Source organism: Streptomyces sp. (genome assembly GCF_019510245.1).
In the GTDB taxonomy this organism is placed as follows: Bacteria; Actinomycetota; Actinomycetes; order Streptomycetales; family Streptomycetaceae; genus Streptomyces.
On record NZ_JAEKKT010000138.1, the window covers coordinates 78,342 to 101,295 of the forward strand.

The 22,954-nt window shown below is 72.4% G+C and carries 24 protein-coding genes; 12 read left to right on the forward strand and 12 right to left on the reverse strand.

The window, feature by feature from the left end:
• Nucleotides 1-41 precede the first annotated feature (41 nt).
• On the reverse strand, nucleotides 42-815 hold the full coding sequence (locus tag JF597_RS21630; RefSeq protein ID WP_234539677.1) for an IclR family transcriptional regulator: 774 nt from the start codon (nucleotides 813-815) through the stop codon (nucleotides 42-44).
• 157 nt (nucleotides 816-972) lie between these two features.
• On the opposite strand from JF597_RS21630, the gene JF597_RS21635 reads away from it, so the two are divergent.
• The 5 genes from JF597_RS21635 (at nucleotide 973) to JF597_RS21655 (ending at nucleotide 5,778) form a co-directional block, all read left to right on the forward strand.
• On the forward strand, nucleotides 973-2,502 hold the full coding sequence (locus JF597_RS21635; protein WP_293997153.1) for an aldehyde dehydrogenase (NADP(+)): 1,530 nt from the start codon (nucleotides 973-975) through the stop codon (nucleotides 2,500-2,502).
• A gap of 140 nt (nucleotides 2,503-2,642) precedes the next feature.
• Nucleotides 2,643-3,251: a DUF1349 domain-containing protein gene (locus tag JF597_RS21640; protein WP_293997155.1), complete on the forward strand. Its 609-nt coding sequence runs from the start codon at nucleotides 2,643-2,645 to the stop codon at nucleotides 3,249-3,251.
• Between the two features lie 83 nt (nucleotides 3,252-3,334).
• Nucleotides 3,335-3,838 carry a GNAT family N-acetyltransferase gene (locus JF597_RS21645; RefSeq protein WP_293997157.1) on the forward strand — a complete coding sequence of 168 codons (504 nt, stop codon included), beginning with the start codon at nucleotides 3,335-3,337 and terminating at the stop codon, nucleotides 3,836-3,838.
• A gap of 64 nt (nucleotides 3,839-3,902) precedes the next feature.
• The gene (locus JF597_RS21650; RefSeq protein ID WP_293997159.1) at nucleotides 3,903-4,619 is read left to right on the forward strand and encodes a DsbA family oxidoreductase; all 717 of its coding nucleotides are present in this window, start codon (nucleotides 3,903-3,905) and stop codon (nucleotides 4,617-4,619) included.
• A gap of 97 nt (nucleotides 4,620-4,716) precedes the next feature.
• Nucleotides 4,717-5,778: an aminotransferase class V-fold PLP-dependent enzyme gene (locus JF597_RS21655; protein ID WP_293997161.1), complete on the forward strand. Its 1,062-nt coding sequence runs from the start codon at nucleotides 4,717-4,719 to the stop codon at nucleotides 5,776-5,778.
• 70 nt (nucleotides 5,779-5,848) lie between these two features.
• Here JF597_RS21655 and thpD read toward each other — a convergent pair whose 3' ends face one another.
• The 5 genes from thpD to JF597_RS21680 form a co-directional block, all read right to left on the reverse strand.
• A complete protein-coding gene (gene thpD, locus JF597_RS21660) occupies nucleotides 5,849-6,736 on the reverse strand; it encodes an ectoine hydroxylase (RefSeq protein ID WP_293997163.1) in 888 nt (295 codons plus the stop codon).
• 2 nt (nucleotides 6,737-6,738) lie between these two features.
• Complete coding sequence (locus JF597_RS21665) at nucleotides 6,739-7,137, reverse strand: ectoine synthase (protein WP_293997165.1); 399 nt, start codon at nucleotides 7,135-7,137, stop codon at nucleotides 6,739-6,741.
• A gap of 28 nt (nucleotides 7,138-7,165) precedes the next feature.
• A complete protein-coding gene (ectB, locus tag JF597_RS21670; RefSeq protein ID WP_293997167.1) occupies nucleotides 7,166-8,437 on the reverse strand; it encodes a diaminobutyrate--2-oxoglutarate transaminase in 1,272 nt (423 codons plus the stop codon).
• Nucleotides 8,438-8,448: 11 nt separating this feature from the next.
• Nucleotides 8,449-8,964 carry a diaminobutyrate acetyltransferase gene (ectA, locus tag JF597_RS21675; protein WP_293997169.1) on the reverse strand — a complete coding sequence of 172 codons (516 nt, stop codon included), beginning with the start codon at nucleotides 8,962-8,964 and terminating at the stop codon, nucleotides 8,449-8,451.
• 239 nt (nucleotides 8,965-9,203) lie between these two features.
• Nucleotides 9,204-10,352 carry an aminotransferase class V-fold PLP-dependent enzyme gene (locus JF597_RS21680; RefSeq protein ID WP_293997171.1) on the reverse strand — a complete coding sequence of 383 codons (1,149 nt, stop codon included), beginning with the start codon at nucleotides 10,350-10,352 and terminating at the stop codon, nucleotides 9,204-9,206.
• 229 nt (nucleotides 10,353-10,581) lie between these two features.
• Between JF597_RS21680 and JF597_RS21685 the strand changes: the two genes are divergently transcribed.
• From JF597_RS21685 to JF597_RS21710, 6 genes are all read left to right on the forward strand, one after another.
• Entirely contained in the window at nucleotides 10,582-11,436 is an 855-nt protein-coding gene (locus JF597_RS21685) for an ABC transporter substrate-binding protein (protein ID WP_293997174.1), read from the forward strand.
• A complete protein-coding gene (locus tag JF597_RS21690) occupies nucleotides 11,433-12,269 on the forward strand; it encodes an amino acid ABC transporter permease (protein ID WP_293997177.1) in 837 nt (278 codons plus the stop codon). Before JF597_RS21685 ends, JF597_RS21690 begins: the two co-directional genes overlap by 4 nt.
• Complete coding sequence (locus tag JF597_RS21695; protein ID WP_293997179.1) at nucleotides 12,266-13,039, forward strand: amino acid ABC transporter ATP-binding protein; 774 nt, start codon at nucleotides 12,266-12,268, stop codon at nucleotides 13,037-13,039. The genes JF597_RS21690 and JF597_RS21695 overlap by 4 nt, the downstream gene beginning before the upstream one ends.
• A gap of 143 nt (nucleotides 13,040-13,182) precedes the next feature.
• Nucleotides 13,183-13,449, forward strand: coding sequence for a hypothetical protein (locus JF597_RS21700; RefSeq protein WP_293997182.1), 267 nt, complete (start codon nucleotides 13,183-13,185; stop codon nucleotides 13,447-13,449).
• A 5-nt stretch (nucleotides 13,450-13,454) separates the two neighbouring features.
• On the forward strand, nucleotides 13,455-14,546 hold the full coding sequence (locus tag JF597_RS21705; RefSeq protein WP_293997184.1) for an amidohydrolase family protein: 1,092 nt from the start codon (nucleotides 13,455-13,457) through the stop codon (nucleotides 14,544-14,546).
• Nucleotides 14,547-14,688: 142 nt separating this feature from the next.
• Entirely contained in the window at nucleotides 14,689-15,597 is a 909-nt protein-coding gene (locus JF597_RS21710) for an SCO1860 family LAETG-anchored protein (RefSeq protein WP_293997186.1), read from the forward strand.
• An 87-nt stretch (nucleotides 15,598-15,684) separates the two neighbouring features.
• Here JF597_RS21710 and cobC read toward each other — a convergent pair whose 3' ends face one another.
• From cobC to cobM, 6 genes are read right to left on the reverse strand one after another with little or no spacing between them, the layout of a single operon-like run.
• On the reverse strand, nucleotides 15,685-16,806 hold the full coding sequence (gene cobC / locus JF597_RS21715; RefSeq protein ID WP_293997189.1) for an Rv2231c family pyridoxal phosphate-dependent protein CobC: 1,122 nt from the start codon (nucleotides 16,804-16,806) through the stop codon (nucleotides 15,685-15,687).
• Nucleotides 16,796-17,722 (reverse strand): sirohydrochlorin chelatase, encoded by a 927-nt coding sequence (locus tag JF597_RS21720; protein ID WP_293997191.1) that lies wholly within the window; start codon nucleotides 17,720-17,722, stop codon nucleotides 16,796-16,798. Before JF597_RS21720 ends, cobC begins: the two co-directional genes overlap by 11 nt.
• Nucleotides 17,719-18,303, reverse strand: coding sequence for a precorrin-8X methylmutase (locus JF597_RS21725; RefSeq protein ID WP_293997194.1), 585 nt, complete (start codon nucleotides 18,301-18,303; stop codon nucleotides 17,719-17,721). Before JF597_RS21725 ends, JF597_RS21720 begins: the two co-directional genes overlap by 4 nt.
• Nucleotides 18,300-20,003, reverse strand: a complete 1,704-nt coding sequence (gene cobJ / locus JF597_RS21730; RefSeq protein WP_293997197.1) for a precorrin-3B C(17)-methyltransferase — start codon at nucleotides 20,001-20,003, stop codon at nucleotides 18,300-18,302. The genes JF597_RS21725 and cobJ overlap by 4 nt, the downstream gene beginning before the upstream one ends.
• Nucleotides 20,000-21,289: a precorrin-6y C5,15-methyltransferase (decarboxylating) subunit CbiE gene (gene cbiE / locus JF597_RS21735; protein ID WP_293997200.1), complete on the reverse strand. Its 1,290-nt coding sequence runs from the start codon at nucleotides 21,287-21,289 to the stop codon at nucleotides 20,000-20,002. Before cbiE ends, cobJ begins: the two co-directional genes overlap by 4 nt.
• Nucleotides 21,286-22,134 carry a precorrin-4 C(11)-methyltransferase gene (gene cobM / locus JF597_RS21740; protein ID WP_293997203.1) on the reverse strand — a complete coding sequence of 283 codons (849 nt, stop codon included), beginning with the start codon at nucleotides 22,132-22,134 and terminating at the stop codon, nucleotides 21,286-21,288. The genes cbiE and cobM overlap by 4 nt, the downstream gene beginning before the upstream one ends.
• 84 nt (nucleotides 22,135-22,218) lie before the next feature.
• On the opposite strand from cobM, the gene JF597_RS21745 reads away from it, so the two are divergent.
• Nucleotides 22,219-22,947 carry a ZIP family metal transporter gene (locus tag JF597_RS21745; protein WP_293997205.1) on the forward strand — a complete coding sequence of 243 codons (729 nt, stop codon included), beginning with the start codon at nucleotides 22,219-22,221 and terminating at the stop codon, nucleotides 22,945-22,947.
• The last annotated feature ends 7 nt before the right edge of the window (nucleotides 22,948-22,954 follow it).

Below are 22,954 nucleotides of genomic sequence, written 5' to 3' on the forward strand. Positions count from 1 at the left end.
GGCCGAATTCTCATCGACTGCTCATGCGGGGAGCCCGGAACCTAGAGCCGCCGCGTCGCCAGCGTCAGGCGGTCCCGGGCGTCGAACAGGGCGTCCTTGATCATCTGTTCGTGGGCGGGGGTGAGGCGGGCCACCGGGACCGAGCAGCTGATCGCGTCGCGCGCCGGGGTGCGGTAGGGGATCGCCACGCCGAAGCAGCGGAGCCCGAGCGTGTTCTCCTCGCGGTCGATCGCGAAGCCCTGCTCGCGGATCTGGCGGAGCTCCTCGATGAGCTTCTCGCGGTCCGTGATGGTGTGCTCGGTCAGCGCCGGCAGGGTCTCCGGCAGCAGCTTGCGGACCTGCTCGTCGGTGTGGGTGGCGAGCAGCGCCTTGCCGAGCGAGGTGGAGTGCGCGGGCAGGCGGCGGCCGACCCGGGTGAAGGGGCGCAGGTAGTGCTGCGACTGGCGGGTGGCCAGGTAGACCACGTTCGTGCCGTCGAGGCGCGCCAGGTGGATGGTCTCCGTGGTGTCGTCGGAGAGCCGGTCCAGGGTCGGGCGGGCCGCCGCGACCACCTCGTCGCCGTCGATGTACGACGTGCCGACCAGCAGGGCCCGCACCCCGATGCCGTACCGGGTGCCGGTCGCGTCCGTCTCCACCCAGCCCAGCTCCACCAGGGTGCGCAGCAACATGTAGAGGCTGGACTTGGGATAGCCGACCGCCTCCTGGACGGCCGCGAGGGAGTGCATACCGGGGCGGCCGGCGAAGTACTCCAGCAACTCCACGGTCCGTACCGCTGACTTGACCTGTGCCCCGCCGCCTGTCTCGCCTGCAGACATCGCCCTTGACCCCTTCGTTGGACGAGAAACCGAGGTTATAGTCTCCAACAGCATATTCATCATCAGAGACAACGTTCAGTATATCGAACGCCCCTGGTGAACGACCCGGGTATGACCCGGATACTGCGGCAGAACGCAACTCATGGAGGGACCCGCGGTGGCAGCAGCACCAGTCTGGAGCGTCGACCCGCGCACCGGGAAGCAGCGTGAACAGGTTGCGGTGGAGGCCACAGCCGAGGAGGTCGACGCCGTCGTCAGGGCCGCCCACGCGGTCCGTGGCTCGCTCGCCGACCGCACGGTCCGCGCGGCCTTCCTGCGCTCGGCCGCCGCCGGACTCGACGCGGCCAAGGACCGCCTGGTCGAGGCCGCCGACGCGGAGACCGCGCTCGGCCCGGTCCGGCTCACCGGCGAACTCGCCCGCACCGCCTACCAGCTGCGGGCCTTCGCGGACATCGTCGACGAGGGCGCCTTCCTCGACGTCATCATCAACCACCCCGACGCCACCGCCACCCCGCCCATTCCTGACCTGCGCCGCTACAAGGTCCCGCTGGGTGTCGTCGCCGTCTACTCCGCCTCCAACTTCCCCTTCGCGTTCTCGGTCGCCGGCGGCGACACCGCGAGTGCGCTGGCCGCCGGGAACCCGGTCGTCGTCAAGGCCCACCCCGACCACCCGGCCCTGTCCGAGCTGGTGGCCAAGGTGCTGCGCCGGGCCGCGGCCGGGCACGGCATCCCCGAGGCCGTGGTCGGTCTCGTGCACGGCTTCGAGGCCGGCATCGAGCTGATCAAGCACCCGCTGATCGCCGCGGCCGGCTTCACCGGGTCCGTCCGGGGCGGGCGTGCGCTCTTCGACGCGGCCGCCGCGCGTCCGGTGCCGATCCCCTTCCACGGCGAACTGGGCTCCCTGAACCCGGTGCTCGTCACCGAGGCCGCGGCCACCGAGCGGGCCGAGGAGATCGGCACCGGGCTCGCCGGGTCGATGACGCTGGGCGTCGGGCAGTTCTGCGTGAAGCCGGGCCTGGTGCTGGTGCCGGCCGGCGCCGCCGGTGACGGCCTGGTCAAGTCCCTCACCGACGCGGTCAGCAACACCGACGCTGGCGTGCTGCTCGACCACCGGATGCGGGACAACTTCGTCGCCGGGGTCGCCGAGCGCGCCGAACTCCCCGACGTGGAGAGCCCGGTGACGCCGGGGGCGGGCGGCGAGCACACCGTGAGCGCCGGGTTCCTGACGGTGCCGGCGGACCGGCTGGCCGAGGCCGGGGCCTACGACCTGCTCCTGGAGGAGTGCTTCGGGCCGGTGACCGTGGTGGTCCGCTACGAGAACCGGGGCGAGGCGACGGCGGTGCTGTCGCGGCTGCCGGGAAACCTCACGGCGACGGTGCATGTCTCTGCCGAGGAGGCCGCGGGGGAGGGGCTGGGCGCGGAGATCCTTGCGGAGCTGACGCCGCTGGCCGGTCGGGTGCTGGTCAACGGCTGGCCGACGGGGGTCGCTGTGGCCCCGGCCCAGCATCACGGTGGGCCGTACCCGGCGACGACGTCCACGTCGACGTCCGTGGGCGGCACCGCCATCGAGCGGTGGCTGCGGCCGGTGGCGTATCAGGGCGCGCCCGCTGCTTTGCTGCCGGCCGAGTTGCAGGACGAGAATCCGCTGGGGCTTCCTCGGCGGTTCAACGGGGTTCTGGAGCGGTAGCGCCGTGGGGGTGCGGGGTGCGGGGTGCGCCGGCGACTGCGGGTTGTCCGTGGTTGCTCGCGCAGTTCCTCCCCCCGGCCTTCGGCCGGGGGGACCCCCAGCGCCCCCTGCAGGGCGCGTGCACCTGACACAATCCGACCATGGACGTGGAACTTCCCGAACTTCCTTTCCCTCTCCGTACCTACGGCCCCGACGGGCACTGGTTCTATGAAGACGGCGTGCTCACCGGGTGGGCCGGGGCCCGGCAGGATCGGTTCGTGTCACCCACCGGGGAGGCGCTGGATCCCGCCTCGGACGCGCCCCGGCTGCTGGGGGCGCCCGAAGGGGACTTCCAGCTGATCGCCCGGGTCACCGTCGGGTTCGGGGCCGCCTTCGACGCCGGTGTGCTGTACGTCCACGTCGGCGACCGGGCCTGGGCCAAGCTCTGCCTGGAGAACTCCCCGGACGTGCCCACCGTCTGCACGGTGGTGACCCGGGGCCACTCGGACGACGCCAACTCCTTCACGGTGGAGGGGAGTTCGGTCTGGCTGCGGATCAGCCGGACCGGCCGGGCGTTCGCCTTCCACGCCTCCCGGGACGGCAAGAAGTGGGTCTTCGTCCGGCTGTTCACCCTGGGCGGCGAGAAGGAGACGGAGGGCGCGCTCGTCGGCTTCATGACCCAGTCGCCGATGGGGGAGGGGTGCGTGGTGACGTACGACCACATCGAGTTCCGGCCCGACTGGCCGGCCGACCTGCGCGACGGCAGCTGAGGACGGCCGCTGTGTACCGGCGGTGAGCTGACTTGTCCAGGGCGCCGCAGAACCGAGGTGGCTCCCCCCGCGTCCTCAGTTGCATGATCAGCGACCACGTGAAAGGGCCCCGGGTCATCCGCACGGCCCTGTCCGCCGAGGCGGAGACCATCGCCGCACTGCACCACCGGGCCCGGTCGACGTACTACCCGGACGGTCTCCCGGACGACGGCGTGGACTGGACGGCCGCCTGGCGCGGTGCCGTCGAACGGCCGGACGGCCAGGTGCTGTGCGTGGTGGAGGCGGGGGCGATCGTCGGGGTCGCCTCCTTCCGCCCCCCGGAGGGCGCCGCCGCCGAGATGGTCAAGCTGTTCCAGTTCCACGTCGACCCCGGCCGCTGGCGGGCCGGTGTCGGCACCGCCCTGCACGCCGCCTGTCTGGAGCAGTGGCGGGCCGACGGCAGGCGGACCGCCGTGCTGGACGTGCACGCCGACAACCGGCGGGCCCAGGCCTTCTACGCCCGTCAGGGCTGGGTGCCGGACCCGGAGAACCCGCCGGCCGAGGGGGACCACCACCTCTGCCTGCGGTACGCGGTGGGCGGGGAATGAAGCGGGCTGGTTGAACGTTCAGGTAGTGGGGAGAGACCCTTTCACTACCTGGAGAGCCGACAACATGCGCGTCGAGATCTGGTCCGATATCGCTTGCCCCTGGTGCTATGTCGGAAAGGCGCGCTTCGAGAAGGCGCTCGCCGCCTTCCCGCACCGCGACGACGTCGAGGTCGTGCACCGCTCCTTCGAGCTGGACCCCGGCCGCGCCAAGGACGACGTGCAGCCGGTGCTCGCCATGCTCAGCAAGAAGTACGGCATGAGCGAGGCCCAGGCCCAGGCGGGCGAGGAGAACCTGGGCGCGCAGGCCGCCGCCGAGGGGCTCGCGTACCGGACGCGGGGGCGTGACCACGGCAACACCTTCGACATGCACCGGCTGCTGCACTTCGCCAAGGAGCAGGGCCGCCAGGACGAGCTGATCCAGATCCTGTACCGCGCGAACTTCGCCGAGGAGCGGTCCGTCTTCAGCGAGGGCGAGGACCGCCTCGTGGAGCTGGCCGTGGAGGCCGGGCTGGACGCGGCGGCCGTGCGCGCGGTGCTCGCCGACCCGTCCCGCTACGCCGACGACGTCCGTGCCGACGAGCGCGAGGCCGCGGAGCTCGGTGCGAACGGGGTGCCGTTCTTCGTCCTCGACCGGAAGTACGGGGTCTCGGGGGCTCAGCCCGCCGAGGTGTTCACGCAGGCGCTCAGCCAGGCCTGGGGTGCGCGTTCCCCGCTGAAGCTGATCGACGAGGGTGACGCGGAGGCCTGCGGGCCGGACGGGTGCGCGGTGCCGCAGCACTGAGAAACCCCAGGTCAGGGGCGACGTATAAGCGTTACTTAGCGGATCCGCGTAAAAATCCGCAATGGACGGGGGGTTGTCCGGACCGCAGAGTGGACGCATGGAGACCACGGAGACGTTCGAGAGCCTCGTCCGCGCCGAGTTCGCCCCGAAGACCACCTACCTCAACACCGCCAGCAACAGCCTGCTGCCCGCCCGTACCGTGGCCGCCCTGCACCGGGCGGCACTGCTGCGGGCCGAGGGCCGGCCCCTGACCTCGCTCTACGAGGACGTCGAGGCGTGCCGGGCCGCCTACGCCCGGCTCGCCGGTGTCCCGGCGACCAGGGTCGCGGCGGGCGCCTCGGTCGCCGCGCACTCCGGCGTGATCGCCGCCTCGCTGCCGGCCGGCGCCGAAGTCCTCACCGCCGAGGACGACTTCACCTCCGTACTGAACCCGTTCCACGTCCGCGGCGACCTGAAGGTCCGCGCGGTGCCGCTGGAGCGCATCGCCGAGTCCGTCCGTCCGGACACCGCACTGGTCGCGGTCAGCGCGGTCCAGTCGGCGGACGGCCGGCTCGCCGATCTGCCCGCGCTGCGCGAGGCCGCCCGCGCGCACGGGGCCCGCACCTACGTCGACTTCTCCCAGGCCGCCGGCTGGCTGCCGATGGCCGCCGACGCGTACGACTTCACCGCGACCGTCTCCTTCAAGTGGCTGCTCGGCCCGCACGGCGTGTCCTTCCTCGTGCTCCCCGAGGACTTCGGCGGGCTGACCCCGCTGCTCGCGGGCTGGGTCGCGGGCGAGGAGCCCTGGGACAGCTGCTACGGGCCGGTCACCGAACTGGCGCACTCCGCCCGGCGGTTCGACCTCACCCATGCCCTGTTCACGTTCGCCGGCCTGCGCCGCTCGCTCGACCTGATCGAGGAACTCGGACCGGACGCCGTGCACGCCCACGACGTGGCTCTCGCCGACCGGTTCCGCGCCGGGCTCGCGGCCCTCGGGCACGAGCCGGTGCCCGCCCCCGGCTCGGCGATCGTCTCGGTCCCCGGGCTCGGCGGCCGTCAGCCCGGACTGAGCCGGGCCGGCATCGAGGTCTCCAACCGGGCCGGCAACCTGCGCGCGGCCTTCCACCTCTTCAACACGCCCACGGACGTGGACCGCCTGCTCGACGCCCTCGCGGGCTGACCTGGGGGCACGGCGACACGCCCGGGGGCCGCCACACCGGATGTGGCGGCCCCCGGGGCGGACGGCGGGCTCAGCGGATCGGCGTGAAGTCCCGCGCCCCGATGAACTCGGGCCTGCGCACCGGCGCCGCGAACGGCTCCACCGCCGTGTTCTCCACGCTGTTGAACACGATGAAGACGTTGCTGCGCGGGAACGGCGTGATGTTGTCGCCGGAGCCGTGCATGCAGTTGCAGTCGAACCAGGTCGCGGAACCCGCCCGGCCGGTGAACAGCCTGATGCCGTGCCGCGAGGCCAGTTCGGTCAGGGCCTCGTCGGAGGGCGTGCCCGCGTCCTGCATCTGCAGCGACTTCTTGTAGTTGTCCTCGGGCGTGGCGCCCGCGCAGCCCAGGAACGTCCGGTGCGAGCCCGGCATGATCATCAGGCCGCCGTTGGTGTCGTGGTTCTCGGTCAGGGCGATCGAGACGGACACCGTGCGCATGTTCGGCAGGCCGTCCTCGGCGTGCCAGGTCTCGAAGTCCGAGTGCCAGTAGAAGCCGCTGGCGCCGAACCCGGGCTTGACGTTGATCCGGGACTGGTGGACGTACACGTCCGAGCCGAGGATCTGCCGGGCCCGGCCGACCACCCGCTCGTCGCGCACCAGGTTCGCGAACACCTCGCTGATCCGGTGCACCTCGAAGACGGACCGGATCTCCTTGGACTTCGGCTCGATGATGGAGCGTTCGTCGGCCCGGATCTCCGGGTCCGTGATCAGCCGCTCCAGCTCCCGTCGGTACACGGCGACCTCGTCGTCGGCCAGGAGCTGGTCGACGGTGAGGAATCCGTCGCGCTCGAACGCCTCCAGCCGGTCCGTGGCGATCGGGCCGGGCGCGCCGGGCGCCGACCAGACGACCGGGTCCTTGCGGGGGACGGCGACCTCGACGGGGCCGCGGCTCGGGTAGAGGTCGGTGATGGTGGTCATGGTCAGCCCTCCTCCGTCAGCAGGGGATAGACGCCGTTCTCGTCGTGGTCCTCCCGGCCGGTGACGGGCGGGTTGAACACGCAGACGCAGCGGAAGTCCTCCTTGACACGCAGCGAGTGCCGCTCGTGCCCGTCGAGGAGGTACATGGTCCCGGGTGTGATCGTGTACGACGTCCCGGTCTCGTGGTCGGTCAGCTCGGCCTCGCCCTCGACGCAGACGACGGCCTCGATGTGGTTGGCGTACCACATCGACGTCTCGGTGCCCGCGTACAGGATCGTCTCGTGCAGCGAGAAGCCGACCCGCTCCTTCGCGAGGACGATGCGTTTGCTCTCCCAGGTCCCGGACGCGGACTTCACATGCCGGTCGGTGCCTTCGATCTCCTTGAACGAACGGACGATCACGGTTCTGCGATGCCTCCTAGCTGGTGTTTCATATGGTTTCCCGGACGGCCCTGGCGAGGATGCTCAGCCCCTCGTCCAGCTCGTCCGGGGTGACGGTCAGGGCGGGCAGCAGCTTGACGACCTCGCTCTCCGGCCCCGACGTCTCGATGAGCAGCCCGAGTTCGAAGGCACGCCGGGCGATCCGTCCGGCCCGCTCCTTGTCGTGGAACTCCAGGCCCCACACCAGGCCCCGGCCCCGGTACTCCTTCACGTCGGCGAGGTTCTCCTCGACGATCGCGATGAGCCCCTGCTCGACCTGCTCGCCCTTGGCCCGGGTCTGCTTCTCCATCGCCGGGCCGTCGGCCCAGTAGCTCTCCAGGGCGGCGGTCGCGGTGACGAAGGCGGGGTTGTTGCCGCGGAAGGTGCCGTTGTGCTCGCCCGGCTCCCACACGTCGAGCTCGGGCCGGAACAGGCACAGGGACATGGGCAGCCCGTACCCGCTGATGGACTTCGAGACCGTGACGATGTCGGGGACGATGCCCGACTCCTCGAAGGAGAAGAACGCACCGGTGCGCCCGCAGCCCATCTGGATGTCGTCGACGATCAGCAGCATGTCCTGCCGCTCGCAGAGCTCCTTGAGGGCGCGCAGCCACTCGGGACGCGCGACGTTGATGCCGCCCTCGCCCTGCACGGTCTCCACGATCACCGCGGCCGGCTTGTTGAGCCCGGACCCCTGGTCCTCGAGGAGCCGCTCGAACCACAGGAAGTCCGGCACTTTCCCGTCGAAGTAGTTGTCGAACGGCATCGGCGTCCCGTGCACCAGCGGGATCCCGGCGCCGGCCCGCTTGAAGGCGTTGCCGGTGACGGCGAGCGAGCCGAGGGACATCCCGTGGAAGGCGTTGGTGAACGACACGATCGCCTCGCGCCCCTTCACCTTCCGGGCGAGCTTGAGCGCCGACTCGACGGCGTTGGTCCCCGTCGGCCCCGGGAACATGACCTTGTACGGCAGCTCGCGCGGCCGCAGCACCAGGTCCTGGAAGGTCTGCAGGAAGGACCGCTTCGCCACCGTCGACATGTCCAGGCCGTGGGTGACGCCGTCCCGTTCCAGGTAGTCGAGCAGCGCCCGTTTCAGTACGGGGTTGTTGTGGCCGTAGTTGAGTGATCCGGCGCCGGCGAAGAAGTCGAGGTACTCGTGGCCGTCCTCGTCGTACATGCGGCTGCCCCGCGCCCGGTCGAACACGGTCGGCCAGCCGCGGCAGTAGCTGCGGACCTCGGACTCCAGGGTCTCGAAGACGCTGAGGTCGGGCTGGATGATGGTCACGGCGGGGCTCCTCAGTGCGATGTGGGGGTCAAGGGGCCGATGCGGTACAGGACTTCGGGGTCGTGCGGACCGTCGGGGAACTCACCGGCCTCGAACAGCACGGAGCGCTCGACGGCGGCGCCGTGCCGGGCGGCGTAGGAGATGAACAGGCGCTCGGAGGCGGTGTTGCCGGGCGTGATGGTGGTCTCGACGGCGGTGAGCGGCCGGTCGGCGGCCACCTGCGCGGTGAGTCCGTCCAGCAGCCGCGCCGCGATGCCGCGCCCGCGCTGCGCGGCATCCACGGCCACCTGCCAGACGAGCAGGGTGTCCGGCCGGTCCGGCCGGGTGTACCCGGTCACGAACCCGACGGGTTCGCCGTCCGCGCCCCGCGCCACCGCCGAGGTGCCGGCGAAATCCCGGCACCACAGCAGATAGCTGTACGAGGAGTTCAGATCGAGGCTTCCGGAATCCTTGGCGATACGCCAGAGAGCGGCACCGTCGGTCACCAACGGGCGGTCGACGATCAGGTCTGCTTGTGGGGCAGTCATGCGGATTGAATTTAGCGAGGCAAATGCAAAAACGCACGGCGGGTGTCGGTGGTGGCTGAATCTGGACCTCCGGTATGTCCAGAAATGCACCGCCACAAATCGAGCAAATGGTCCCGTTGTGTGGAGTGTGTCACAGGGTTGAAACCTGGACGGAATTCCCTCTGTTTAGCTGCGTAAAAAGCGGGCAGAAGAACTCGGGTAAGCCATCCACCGAAAAGGAATTCGAGATTTCCTTGAATTCAGGCGCCGGTAACGCCGTCCATACGCTCCCGACACCGGTCGCCGTGCTGGTGCCAAGCGGACTCGACCGCCCGCCGGGCGCCCTCCGGGTCCACCGTCAGCCCCCGCTTCGCCAGCCCCGCGCCGATCGCCGCCAGGCTCGACCGGACGGCACCGGCCGTCGCGTCCGCCCCGTAGTGGTTGACCCGGATCATCTCCCCGGCCAGGGCACCCCCGCCCGCGGCCAGCGGCAGGCTGCCGTCGCCCGCCAGGGCCTCGGCCACCAGTTCCGACGCCACCACCCCGGACGGCACCCGCAGCGTCGTGGCGACCGGTGCCGCGTCGGACTCCGCGTGCACGTACGGCTCCAGGCCGCCGCCGAGGGCCACCGCCCCGGCCCGGGTGGCCAGCGCGGCCGTACGGTGCCGGGCCATGACGGTCTCCAGGCCGTCCGCCTCGATCCGTTCGACGCACGCCTCCAGCGCCAGCATCTCCAGCTGCGCCGGAGCGTGCAGCAGCACCTTGCGGCCGCCGTCGACCCAGCGCTCCTTCCAGTCCAGCAGGGAGAGGTAGGAGTGGCGTGGGGCGTTCGGGTTCGCCGCCATCCGGGCCCACGCCCGCGCGCTCACCGACACCGCCGAGACACCGGCCGGGCCGCCCATCGCCTTCTGTGCCCCGATCACGCACAGGTCCACGCCCCAGGCGTCCGGCAGTACCGGCTCGGCCCCGACCGAGGCGACCGCGTCCAGGTAGAAGAGGGCGCCGTGGGCCCGCACCACCTCGCCGATCTCCGCGACCGGGTTGGTGTTCCCGGTCGCCGCCTCCGCGTGCACCAGGGACACGAAGTCGATCTCCGGGTGCGCGGCGAACGCCTCCCGGACCTGTCCGGCCGTCACCGCCGTGTGGAACGGCACCGCGAGGTCGACCACCGTCGCCCCGCAGTCCCGCAGCCAGTTCCCGAACGTCTGCCCGTACGGGCCGGTGATCACGTTCAGCGCGGTCGTCCCCGGCCCCGCCGTCGCCCTGATCGCGCCCTCCAGGGGCAGCAGCGCCTCGCCCTGCATGATCACGACGTGCTGACGGGTGTCCAGCAGCCGGGCCACCCCGTCCTCGATCGCGGCGAAACGGTCGGCGGTCAGCGGGGGCAGGTCGAGGAAGGGGTGGGTCACGACAGTGCTCTCTTCGCTCATTCAGGGGCGTGCGGGACAGATCGAGACGAGCGTAACCGGCACCCTCCGCACGGCTCCGACCGGCGACTTCTTAGGCCCGACAGGCCCACGGCCATCGGTTTGGTTTGAGAGACCCAAACATCTCCTTATAATCGGAACCCGCAGAACCGGAATCCAAAGCTCCCTCACAGACCGACGGGAGCTTCCCCACAGACTCACGGGAGGTCTCGTGACCACGCTCCTCGGGCGCCGCCGGGCTCGCGCCCTGGCCGCCGTCACCGCCGCGGCCGGGCTGGCCCTCGTGGCCGGCTGCACGTCGAGCGGCAACGGCTCCAGCGCCTCCAGGACGGCCGCCGGCGGGGTCGAACTCGTCAAGGCCGGACAGCTCACCACCTGCACCCACCTGCCCTACCCGCCGTTCCAGTCGGAGATCGACGGCAAGGTGCAGGGCTTCGACGTGTCGATGATCGACCTGGTCGCCAAGAACCTCGGTGTGAAGCAGCAGATCCTCGACACGCCGTTCGAGAACTTCAAGACCGGCGCCTTCCTCAACTCCGGCGAGTGCGACCTTGCCGCGGCCGGCATGACCATCACCGCCGAGCGCAAGAAGAACGTCGACTTCTCCGACCCGTACTTCGACGCGACCCAGGCCCTGCTCGTCGACAGGAACAGCGGCATCACCTCGCTCGCCGACGCCAAGGCCAAGAAGGTCCGGCTGGGCGCCCAGGCGCAGACCACGGGTGAGGACTACGTCAGGAAGCAGGGTTTCGACCCGGTCTCCTTCGAGTCCTCCGACGCCGTCCTCAACGGCCTGCGCACCGGCCAGGTCAAGGCCGTCGTCATCGACTACCCGGTGGTCCAGGGCTGGCTGAAGGACAAGGCCAACGCGAGCGCCTTCCAGGTCGCCGGCAACATCAACACCGGTGAGCAGTACGGCTTCACGGTGAAGAAGGGCAACACCAAGCTCCTCGCGGCCGTCAACAAGGCGATCGCCGACGCCAAGGCCGACGGCACGTACAAGAAGCTGTACGAGAAGTGGATCGGCCCCTACGACGCCTCGGCCGCGTCCCCCGCCGCCTCATGACCGCAGACACGGACACCGGGCTCCAGCCGCGCCGCAAGGGCCTGACCCGGCGCCAGAAGCGCCGGCTGTCGCGCGGTGCGCAGTACGTCGTCTTCGTCGCCGCCGTCGTCGCCTTCGCCGTCGGCGCGGACTGGGGACGGCTGCAGAACCAGTTCGCCCAGTGGGACATCGCCCAGCAGATGTTCCCGGACGTCATCACGCTGGCGCTGAAGAACACCGTGCTCTACACCCTGTCCGGCTTCGTCGTCGGACTGGCCCTCGGCATGGTGATAGCGCTCATGCGGCTGTCGTCGGTCGGACCCTACCGCTGGGCCGCCGGCGTCTACATCGAGATCTTCCGCGGCCTGCCCGCCCTGCTGATCTTCATCTTCATCGGGGTCGCCGTCCCGCTCGCCTTCCCCGGCACCGAGATCATCGGCGGCACCTACGGCAAGGTCGCCCTCGCCCTCGGCCTGGTCGCCGCCGCCTACATGGCCGAGACGATCCGCGCGGGCATCCAGGCGGTCCCCAAGGGGCAGCTGGAAGCGGCCCGTTCCCTGGGCTTCTCACCTGCCCGCGCCATGGTCTCGATCGTCATCCCGCAGGCGTTCCGCATCATCCTCCCGCCGCTCACCAACGAACTGGTCCTGCTCTTCAAGGACTCGTCCCTGGTCCTCTTCCTCGGCGTCACCCTGGAGGAGCGCGAACTGTCCAAGTACGGCCGCGACCTGGCCAGTACGACCGCCAACTCCACGCCGATCCTCGTCGCCGGCCTGTGCTACCTGCTGGTCACGATCCCGCTCGGCTTCGTCGTGCGCCGTATGGAGGCGAAGGCCCAGGAGGCCGTGAAATGAGCCGACCCGAGATCGAGGTCAAGGGCCTGCACAAGTCCTTCGGCGACAACGAGGTGCTGCGCGGCATCGACCTGGAGATCGGCCAGGGCGAGGTCGTCTGCGTCATCGGCCCGTCCGGCTCCGGCAAGTCCACCCTGCTGCGCTGCGTCAACCTCCTCGAAGAGCCCACCCGAGGGCAGGTGTTCGTCGGCGGCACCGAGTTGACGGACCCCGACGTCGACATCGACGCCGTGCGCCGCCGGATCGGCATGGTCTTCCAGCAGTTCAACCTCTTCCCGCACCTCACGGTCACCGAGAACCTCACCCTGCCGCAGCGCCGGGTGCTGCGCAGGGACAAGGCGACGGCGGCACGGGTCGCCGCCGAGAACCTCGCGCGCGTGGGGCTCACCGAAAAGGCGGACGCCTACCCCGCCTCCCTCTCCGGCGGCCAGCAGCAGCGGGTGGCGATCGCCCGGTCGCTGTCCATGGGCCCCGAGGTGATGCTCTTCGACGAGCCGACCTCCGCCCTCGACCCGGAGCTGGTCGGGGACGTCCTGGCGGTCATGCGGATGCTGGCCCAGGAGGGCATGACCATGATGGTGGTCACCCACGAGATGACCTTCGCGCGGGAGGTCGCCGACCGGGTGGTCTTCATGGACGGGGGCGTCGTGGTCGAGGACGGCACGCCGGACCAGGTCATCGGCAACCCCACCCACGACCGCACCCGCCACTTCCTCTCCCGCCTCCTGGACCCGGCCATGGCCCAGGTGGAGGAGGAGTCCGCGGACTAGACGGGCGAGGCCGGCCCGCTCACGATCGCGGGCGATCTCGACCTGGACCCGGACGCGACGGCACCTCGGGTGCCGGCCTCGTCGTCGACGGTGACCTGACCGTCGAGGGCAGCACCGTCAACGTCGACGACGGCTGCCCGGCGGTGGTCGTCCTCGGCGATCTGCGGGCCACGGTCACCGTCCTGTCCGGCGAGTTCAGCCCGGACCCCGTCGGCGGCACGCTGCACGGCGCGGTCGTCGTGTCCGCCTGCCTCGACCTCGCCCAGGACGTCGACCCGGCCTCGGTCCTCGTCCCCGAGGTGCTGCGCGCCGACGGCGAGGACGACTGGCGCTCCTTCGACGCCCCGCGGGTCCACGGCGGCCGGCTGCTGGGCCGCATCGATGAGGGCCTCCCGGTCGTCCTAGGCTGAGCCCCATGAGCGATCAGGCGGTGCTGCACGTGAAGGGCAGGGTCCTCGTGGGGCCCGAGGACGTCCGGGACGAGCTGTGGGTGGTGGACGGCCGGGTCTCCTACGACCGTCCCGCCGGCGCCCGTGACATCCGCACCGTGGCGGGCTGGGCGCTCCCCGGTCTCGTCGACGCCCACTGCCACGTCGGCCTCGGCCCGCACGGCCCGGTCGACGCGGCGGCGGCCGAGAAGCAGGCCCTCACCGACCGCGAGGCCGGGACCCTCCTCATCCGGGACGCCGGCTCGCCGTCGGACACCCGCTGGGTCGACGACCGCGACGACCTGCCGAAGATCGTCCGGGCCGGCCGGCACATCGCCCGTACCCGCCGCTACATCAGGAACTTCGCCCACGAGATCGAGCCGGCGGACCTGGTCGCGTACGTCGCCCAGGAGGCCCGGCGCGGCGACGGCTGGGTCAAGCTGGTCGGCGACTGGATCGACCGCGACCTCGGCGACCTGGCCCCCAGCTGGCCCCGGGACGCCGTCGAGGCCGCCATCGCCGAGGCCCACCGGCTCGGCGCCCGGGTCACCGCCCACTGCTTCGCCGAGAACTCGCTCCAGGACCTGGTCGAGGCCGGCATCGACTGCATCGAGCACGCCACGGGCCTGACGGAGGACTTGATCCCCCTCTTCGCCTCCCGTGGCGTCGCGATCGTCCCCACCCTGGTCAACATCGCCACCTTCCCGGACCTGGCGGCGGGCGGCGAGGCCAAGTTCCCCCGCTGGTCGGCTCATATGCGCAGGCTCCACGAGCGCCGTTACGACACGGTCCGGGCCGCCTACGACGCCGGGATCCCGGTGTACGTCGGCACGGACGCCGGCGGCAGCCTCGCCCACGGCCTGGTCGCGGGCGAGGTCGCCGAGCTGGTGACCGCCGGCATCCCACCCCTCGACGCGCTCGCGGCGACCAGCTGGGCGGCCCGCGCCTGGCTCGGCAGGCCCGGACTCGAGGAGGGCGCGCCGGCGGACCTGGTGGTGTACGAGAGCGACCCGCGCGCGGACGTGCGCGTCCTCGCATCCCCCCGGAGAGTGGTGCTGAACGGGCAGGTCGTGGAGTAAGGGAACTCCCGTGCCTGCCGACTCGAACAGGTGGGCGGAAAGTCCACTATGGAGTGAAGTGACGCAGGATTGCTGCCCGTTCACCCACAGTGCGTAATTCTTGGCGGGTCCCGAGCAAGTTTCCTCTGGGGGTCCCACCACCTTGAACAGCGACACATTCCGTATGCCCGCACGCCGTCTCGCGACCCTCGCGACGGCCACGGCCCTGGCCGCCGGTCCCGCGGCCCTGGCCGGCGCGGGCACCGCACACGCGACCGGCGGCCACGGTCGTGCGAGCGCGGTCGTCCTGCGCACCGGCCTCGACGTCTCCCTCCTCGGCAAGACCGTGAACGTCCCGCTCGCGGTCTCCCTGAACGAGGTCCAGGCACCGCAGAGCGCCGACCGGACGGCGCTGACCGCCACCCTCGACGGAGTCGACGGCGGCAAGCCCTTCAACGTCCTCGGCGCGGACGTCGCCTCCGCGAAGGCGACGGTCACCGCGGACCGTGCCGAGGCCTCCGTCCACCTCGCCCACGCCCGGCTGCACCTGCCGGGCCTGCCCCTGCTGTCCCTCGTCGAAGTCGACACGGTCACGTCCAGGGCCACCTGCGAGACCGGCAGACAGCCGGAGGCCTCCGCCGACGTGCTCGGCGCCGTCACCGTGCTCGGCAAGCGCGTCACGCTGAGCGCGGGCGGCCCCACCGACGTCAGGGTCCCCGGCGTCGGTGAGGTCCGCCTCGACCTCTCCAGGCGCGAGACGACCTCGACCACGGCGGCGGCCAGCGCCCTCGAACTCAAGGTCACCGTCAACCCGCTGAAGCTCAACGTGGCCGAGGTGACGGGGACGGTGACGCTGGCGAAGGCGACGTGCGAGACCCCGCCCGACGCCGCGGCCGCCCCGGCCGATCCTGCCGACCCGGTGTCCGACGTGAAGGTCCAGGGCGCCCCGGCGAAGGAGACGAAGCTGGCGGAGACGGGCGGCAGTTCGGTGACGCCGTATGTGCTGGGAGGAGCGCTGGCGTTGATTCTGGTGGGCGCAGGAGCGGCGACCGTGGTCCGACGTCGACGCTGACGCCCTGCTTTTCAGGGGCGCTGGGGGAGGAACTGCGCGACCAGCCACGACGCACCCGCAGTCGCCCATGGCGCGCAGTTCCCCCGCTCAGGCGCGCACGAACATCAACGCCTGATCCAGCGCCAGCAGGAACCGGTTCACCGTCCCCCGGTCCCGCACCGCGACCCGCACCCACTCCTCGTCCAGCCCGGGAAACGTGTCCCCCCGCCGCACGGCGTACCCCAGCACCCGCAACTGCCGCCGCACGGCCGCCGCCCCCGCCATCCGGACGAGCACGAACGGCCCCTCCGCGGGCCCCGCCACCCGCACCCCCTCCGGCGCGAACTCCTCGAGGCCCGCCACCAGATGGGCCCGGTCGGCGGCGACGCGGTGCGCCGCATGCGCCGCCTCCGCCAGCGCGCGCGGCGCCACACACGCCTCGGCCGCGGCCAGCGCCGGTGTGGAGACCGGCCACAACGGCTGCGCCCGCGCCAGCTCGGTGATGATCTCCGGCGCGGCCAGCACGTACCCGATCCGCAGCCCGGCCAGCCCCCACGTCTTCGTCAGGCTCCGCAGCACCACCAGACCCGGTACGTCGGTCCGCCCGGCCAGCGCCTCCCGCTCGCCCGGCACCGCGTCCATGAAGGCCTCGTCGACCACCAGCGTCCGCCCGGGACGGGCGAGCCGGGCGATCGCACCGGCCGGATGCAGCACCGACGTCGGGTTGGTCGGATTGCCGACCACGACCAGGTCGGCGTCCTCCGGCACGGCGGCCGGATCCAGCCGGAACCCGTCCGCCTCCCGCAGCAGCACCCGGTCCACGGTGTGCCCGGCGTCCCGCAGCGCTGCCTCCGGCTCGGTGAACTGCGGGTGCACCACCACCGGCCGGCGTACCTTCAGCGCCCGCGCCAGCAGGACGAACGCCTCCGCGGTGCCCGCCGTCAGCAGTACCCGCTCCACCGGCAGCCCGTGCCGCGCCGCGACCGCCGCCCGTGCCGCCCGCCCGTCCGGGTAGGCCGCGAGCCCGCCGAGCGACTCGGCTATCCGCTCCCGCAGCCAGACCGGGGGAGTGTCGCTGCGTACGTTGACCGCGAGGTCGACGAGCCCGGGGCCGCCGTCCCGGACCTCGGCGTCGCCGTGGTGCCGCAGATCGTGTCCGCCCGGGGAACCGCCGGACTCCTCGGGACCTCTGTCGCCCCCGGGACCGCCGGGACCGTCCTCAGTGCGCATGCGCGTGCCCGCCATGGTGGTGGTGCCCTTGCCCGTGGTGGTGGCCGTCGTCGTCCGGGTGGAAGTGCGGCTGCTGCGGCAGCCCGACCTTGTCCTCGAAACCGGGCAGCGCGATCCGGTAGACGCACGAGTCGCAGTTCATCCGCAGGTCACCCTCGACCGCCTCCCGGTACCGCTCCATCACCAGGTCCAGCAGTTCCGGCTCGGGCCCGATGACGTCCGCCGAACGCACCTCGATCTCCGGGTGCGCGGCCGCCCAGCCCTCGGCCTGCTGCCGCACCCGGTCCGGCAGGATCCCGGTGAAGAGAAAGTACGGCAGGACGACGATCCGGCGCGCCCCCAGTTTCAGACACCGGTCGAGGCCGCTCGGCACGTCCGGCGCCGCCAGCGACACGAACGCCGTCTCCACCCCGGCGTACCCGCGGCCCTCCCACAGCAGCCGGGCCGCCTTGTGCACCTCGGCGTTGGCGTCGGGGTCCGTCGAACCGCGGCCCACCAGCAGCACGGTCACGTCGGCGCGGTCCCGTACGGCCCGCGCGGAACCGCCCAGCGCGTCGTCCAGGCGCCGCTCCAGGACCGACAGCAGGGAGGGGTGGGGCCCCAGCGGACGCCCGTAGGTGTACGAGATGCCCGGGTGCCGCTCCTTCTCCCGGGCCAGCGCCGCAGGGATGTCGCCCTTGGCGTGTCCGGCGGAGACCAGCATCAGCGGTACCGCGGCGAAGCGCCGTACGCCCTGCTCCACCAGCTCGGCCACGGCGTCGCCGAGCGGCGGCGGGGACAGCTCGATGAAGCCGCCCGCGACGGGCAGTTCGGGGTGGCGGCGCCCCAGCTGCCGCACGAAGTCGCGGAACGCCTCGGCCCCGGCTTCGTCCCGGGTGCCGTGGCCGGCGATGAGCAGGGCGGGCGGGGTGGTCACAGGGTCTCCTCGGAAGTGGGGTGGTACAGCAGGGCGTTGAGCGCGGCGGCGGCGACCGCCGAGCCGCCCTTCTCGGACACGTTGCTCACGGCGGGCAGCCCGCTCGCCCGCAACGCGGCCTTGGACTCGGCCGCACCGACGAAACCGACGGGCAGACCGATGACGAGCGCGGGGGCGGCGTCCAGCGTCAGCAGCTCCTCCAGCGCGGTCGGCGCGTTGCCGATCACCCACAGGGCGCCGGGCCCGACCTGCTCGTAGGCGAGCCGGATCGCGTGCGCCGAACGGGTCAGGCCTGGCCCGGCCTCGGCGTCGCGCAGCCGGCACACGGTCTTCCGGCGGGTGATCCCGGCGGCGACCATCTCGACGTCCACGACGACCGGCGCCCCGGCGTGCAGCGCCGCGTGCGCCTTCACCAGGTCGGCCTCGTCGGTCACCAGGTCGGCCGCGTACTCCAGGTCGGCGGCGGAGTGGATGACCCGCTCCACGACCGCCCGGGTCAGCGGCGGGAAGTGCGAGGTGTCCAGGCGGGCGCGCAACCGCCGGTAGGACTCCTGCTCGATGGGATGGACGACCCGGTTCACCTGTCCTCCTCCTGGGCGCTCTCCTGCCAGCGGTAGCCGCGCGGGGTGACCATGCGCCCGGCGATGTTCCGGGTCGCCGTGTTGCCCACGGTCACGACCGTCATCATGTCGACCCATGCCGGGTCCAGCGCACCCAGGGTGGTCAGCCGGCTCGACTCGTCGGGGCGCGAGGCGTTGCGCACGACACCGACGGGCGTGGTCGGCTCCCGGTGACCGGCGAGGATGGCGAGCGCCTTGGGCAGCTGCCAGTCGCGGCCCCGGGAACGCGGGTTGTAGAACGTCACGACGAGGTCCGCCTCGGCCGCCGCGCGCACCCGGCGCTCGATGACCTCCCACGGCGTGTGCAGGTCGGACAGGCTGATCGAGACATGGTCGTGGCCGAGCGGCGCGCCCAGGATCGCCCCGGCCGCGAGCGCGGCCGTGACGCCGGGGACGCCGATCACGTCGATGTCGTCGGAGGCCTCGGCGAGCGCCGGGGAGGCCATGGCGTACACGCCCGCGTCCCCGCTGCCGATCAGTGCGACGGCCCGCCCGGCGCGCGCCTCGGCGACCGCGGTACGCGCCCGCTCCTCCTCCGCGCCGAGCCCCGACTCCAGGATCCGGGTGCCGGGCCGCAGCAGGTCACGGATCTGGTCGACGTACTGGTCGAGGCCGACGAGCACGGCGGCGCGCCGGAGTTCGGCCCTGGCGCGCGGGGTGAGCAGGTCCCGGGCACCGGGACCGAGCCCGACGACGGCGAGCCGCCCGCGGGCCGGACGCCGTACGACGGCGCAGGTCGCCATCGCGGGCCGGCCGTCCTCCCGCTGCGACTTCCGCTTGGGGACGAGGAGTTCGCCGCCCCGCGCGAGGGCCGCCGCCTCGGCGACGGAGGGGGTGCCGACGGCGGCGAGGGGTGCGTCCGAGGGATGGGGCACCCGGACCCCGGCGAGCTCCTCGGCCGGGTACGTCACCAGCGGGACTCCGAGCCGCGCGGCCGCCGCGACGATTGCGGGTTCCTCGGACTTGGCGTCGACGGTGGCGAGTTCGGCGATGCTGCGCGGCGACAGCCCCGCGTCCCGCAACGCCGTCCCGACGAGCCCGAGCACCTCCTCGACCGGGGCGCCCTTGGAGGCACCGACGCCCACGACGAGGGACGGCGGCCGCAACAGCACCTCGTTCCCCGCGGGTTCGACCGCGCGGTCGGTCAGCCGGACACAGTGGGCGCCCTCCTCCGCCAGCGGCAGCGGCGGCAGCGGCCACGGCAACTCGGCGTGCAGTGCCACCGGTTCGCCGTCCAGCAGGGCCCGCGACACGGCCGCCACCGAGCCCTCCACCGGGAGGCCCAGGGTGTCGAGGCCGGGCAGCCCGACCGAGTCGGTCGCGGTGGTCACCACCGGCTGTGCCGCCAGCAACTCGGCCACCTGCCGGGCGAGCTCGTTCGCACCGCCCCCGTGCCCGCCGACCAGCGACACGGCGAACCGCCCGCCCTCGTCGACGCACACCACCCCCGGGTCGGTCGCCTTCTCGCCCAGCAGCGGGGCGATCAGCCGGACCACCGCACCCGTGGCCAGGAAACACACCAGCTGCTCGCACTCCGCGAACGCGGACCGTACGGCGTCCTTGACGGGGCCGTCGTAGACCCGCGTGCGGTCCGGCCACGCCGCGGCCAGCCGGTCGCGCGCCGCCGCCCCCGCCGCGGTGGCGGAAATGAGGCCGATCACAGAGCAACTCCTTCGTCAGACAAGGGGGTTCGTGTCCCCCACAGCAGGAACACGGGATTGGTCGCGGCCAGCCGGGTCACCTCGCCCGGCAGCGGCGCGAGACGGGAGGACTGCAGCAGCACCCCGTCGCAGGAGAACCCGGCACCGGTGAGCGCCGCACGCGCCGCCGGTACCCGGTCCAGGGCGGCCATCGCGACCACCACCGTCCGCCGGGCGCGCGCGGCGCAGGCGCCGACGACCGCGGGCAGTCCGGCACCGCCCCCGCCGATGAACACGGCGTCGGGGTCGGGGAGTCCGGCCAGCGCATCCGGAGCCCTGCCCCACACCACATCCACGTACACCCCGTGCGCCCGCGCGTTGGCCGCGATCCGCTCCACCCCGTCCGCCGCCTTCTCCACGGCGACGACGGCGGCGCCGAGCCGTGCGCACTCCACCGCCACCGACCCGGAGCCCGCGCCGACGTCCCAGACCAGGTCGCCGAGGCGGGGCCCGAGCCGGGCCAGCGCCAGCGCCCGTACCTCGAACTTGGTGATCATCGAGTCGCGGTGCGCGAACTCGTCCTCGCCAAGGGCCCACCCGGCGGGTTCCGCCCGGCCGCCCGCCACCGTCCGTACGGCGCCCGGCGCCCGCGTCCGCGCCTCGTCCAGGCACAGCACCACGCTGACGTCCGGTCCCCAGTCCCGGTCGGCGGCCTCGGCGGGCGTGACCCGCTCGACGCGCTCCCGCGGGGAGCCGAGCGCCGAGGCGACGACGAGGACGCGCGCGCCGGACCCGTCCACGGACCCGTCCGGTGACGTGCCCGGCGGTGTGCCGAAGGCGTGCCGCAGCGCCGCCCCCAGCTCGGCTGGCCCCGCCCCCGGCCCCGTCAGCACCGCGACCTTCGGATGTGCCCGGCAGACGTTCACCGCCGTGCGCGGGTCGCGGCCGTGTGCGCTCACCACCACGGCGTCGTCCCAGGTGAGCCCGGTGCGGGCGAAGGCGGCGGCGACGGACGACACCCCGGGCCGCACGTCCAGCCGGTCAGCGCCGAACCGCTCGGCCAGCACCCGCACGATCCCGAAGAACCCGGGGTCCCCCGAGGCCAGCACGGTCACCGGCAGGCCCTTGCCGAGGTACTCCTCGATGGTGTCCAGGGCAGGCGCCAGCGGCCCGAGGACGACCCGTTCGGCCCCCTCGGGCAGCCGTACGGCGTCCAGATGCCGCCGCCCTCCGACGACCAGCCGGGCGCCGGCGAGCACGCCGGGCGGCAGCGGGGCGCCCGTCCCCGTACCGACGACCGTGATCACGTACTGGCCCCCCGCTCGCGCAGCTCCCGCCGGGCCTGCGGATCGGCCTTGCGGAAACCGTGGAAGTGGCCGGGGTGGTAGAGGTGCGAGCGGGTGCCGTGGGCGGCCAGCGCCGGGCCGACCAGGAAGAGGGTGTGCTTCCAGAGCTTGTGCTCCTTGACCGTCTCCTCCAGCGTCTCGATCGTGCACCGCACGACCAGTTCCTCCGGCCAGGTCGCCTGGTAGGCGACGACGACGGGGGTGGACGTGGGGTATCCGCCCTCCAGCAGCTCGCGCACCAGCTGCCCGCTGCGCGCGGCGGACAGGAAGACCGCCATGGTGGTCCCGTGCCGGGCGAACTCCCGCACCTCCTCACCCGGCGGCATCGGCGTCTTGCCGCCGCCGAGCCGGGTGAGCACGACGGACTGCGCCACCTCGGGAATGGTCAGCTCGCGCTGCGCCAGCGCGGCCACGGCCGAGAAGGAGGAGACACCGGGCACGATCTCGACCTCGATGCCGATCCCGGCACACCGGTCGACCTGTTCCTGGGTACCGCCCCAGAGCGCCGGATCCCCGGAGTGGATACGGGCCACCCGCAGCCCCTGCGTGCGGGCCCGCTCGTAGACGGCGACGACGTCTTCGAGGGACATCGTCGCGGAGTCAAGAACCTCCGCGTCCTCGCGCGCGTGCTGGAGGACCTCCGCCTGGACCAGGCTCGCGGCCCAGATCACGACGTCGGCCTCGGCGATCGCGCGCGCGGCCCGGAACGTCAGCAGATCGGCTGCGCCGGGGCCGGCACCGACGAAGGTCACCTTGCCGGTGGGAGCGTCGCCGGCGGCAGCGGCGGAGGCGGCGGCATCGGCCATGGAAATTCGGTCCTCTCTGGACAAAGGGTGTTACCGGTGGTGCTGGATGTGCGCTGAGGCGGGTCGATCGGATAGCAAGGGCACATGGCGGTCTTCGTCGCGCTCGGCGCGTTCCTGATGACGCTGGCCGGCGGCTGGACGGCACAGCGTGTGACCGACCGTCGTCACCTGGTCCTCGGACTGGCCGGCGGTCTGATGCTCGGGGTGGTCGGCCTCGACCTGCTGCCGGAGGCGCTGCGCGCGGCCGGCCGCGAGGTCTTCGGCGTACCGGCCGCCCTGCTCTTGTTCGTGGCCGGCTTCCTCCTGGCCCACCTGGTGGAACGCACCCTGGCCCTCCGCCAGGCCGCGCACGGCGCCGACGAGCACAGCCACCGGGCGCCCGAGGTGGGCCTGACGGCGGCCGGCGCGATGGTCGGCCACAGCGCGATGGACGGTGTGGCGATCGGCGCGGCTTTCCAGGTGGGCGGCGGCATGGGCGCGGCGGTGGCCCTCGCGGTCGTCGCGCACGACTTCGCGGACGGCTTCAACACCTTCACGATCACGAGCCTGTACGGCAACGAGCGCCGCCGGGCGATAGCGATGCTGGTCGCCGACGCCTGCGCACCGGTCGTCGGCGCCCTCTCCACGATCTTCATCACCATCCCGGAGGGGCTGCTCGGCGGCTATCTCGGCCTCTTCGGCGGCGTCCTGCTCTACCTGGCCGCCGCCGAGATCCTTCCCGAGGCCCACCACGAGCACCCGGCCCGCTCGACGCTGCTGTGCACGGTCGCCGGCGCGGCCTTCATCTGGCTGGTGGTGGGCATCTCCGGCTGACGCCCGA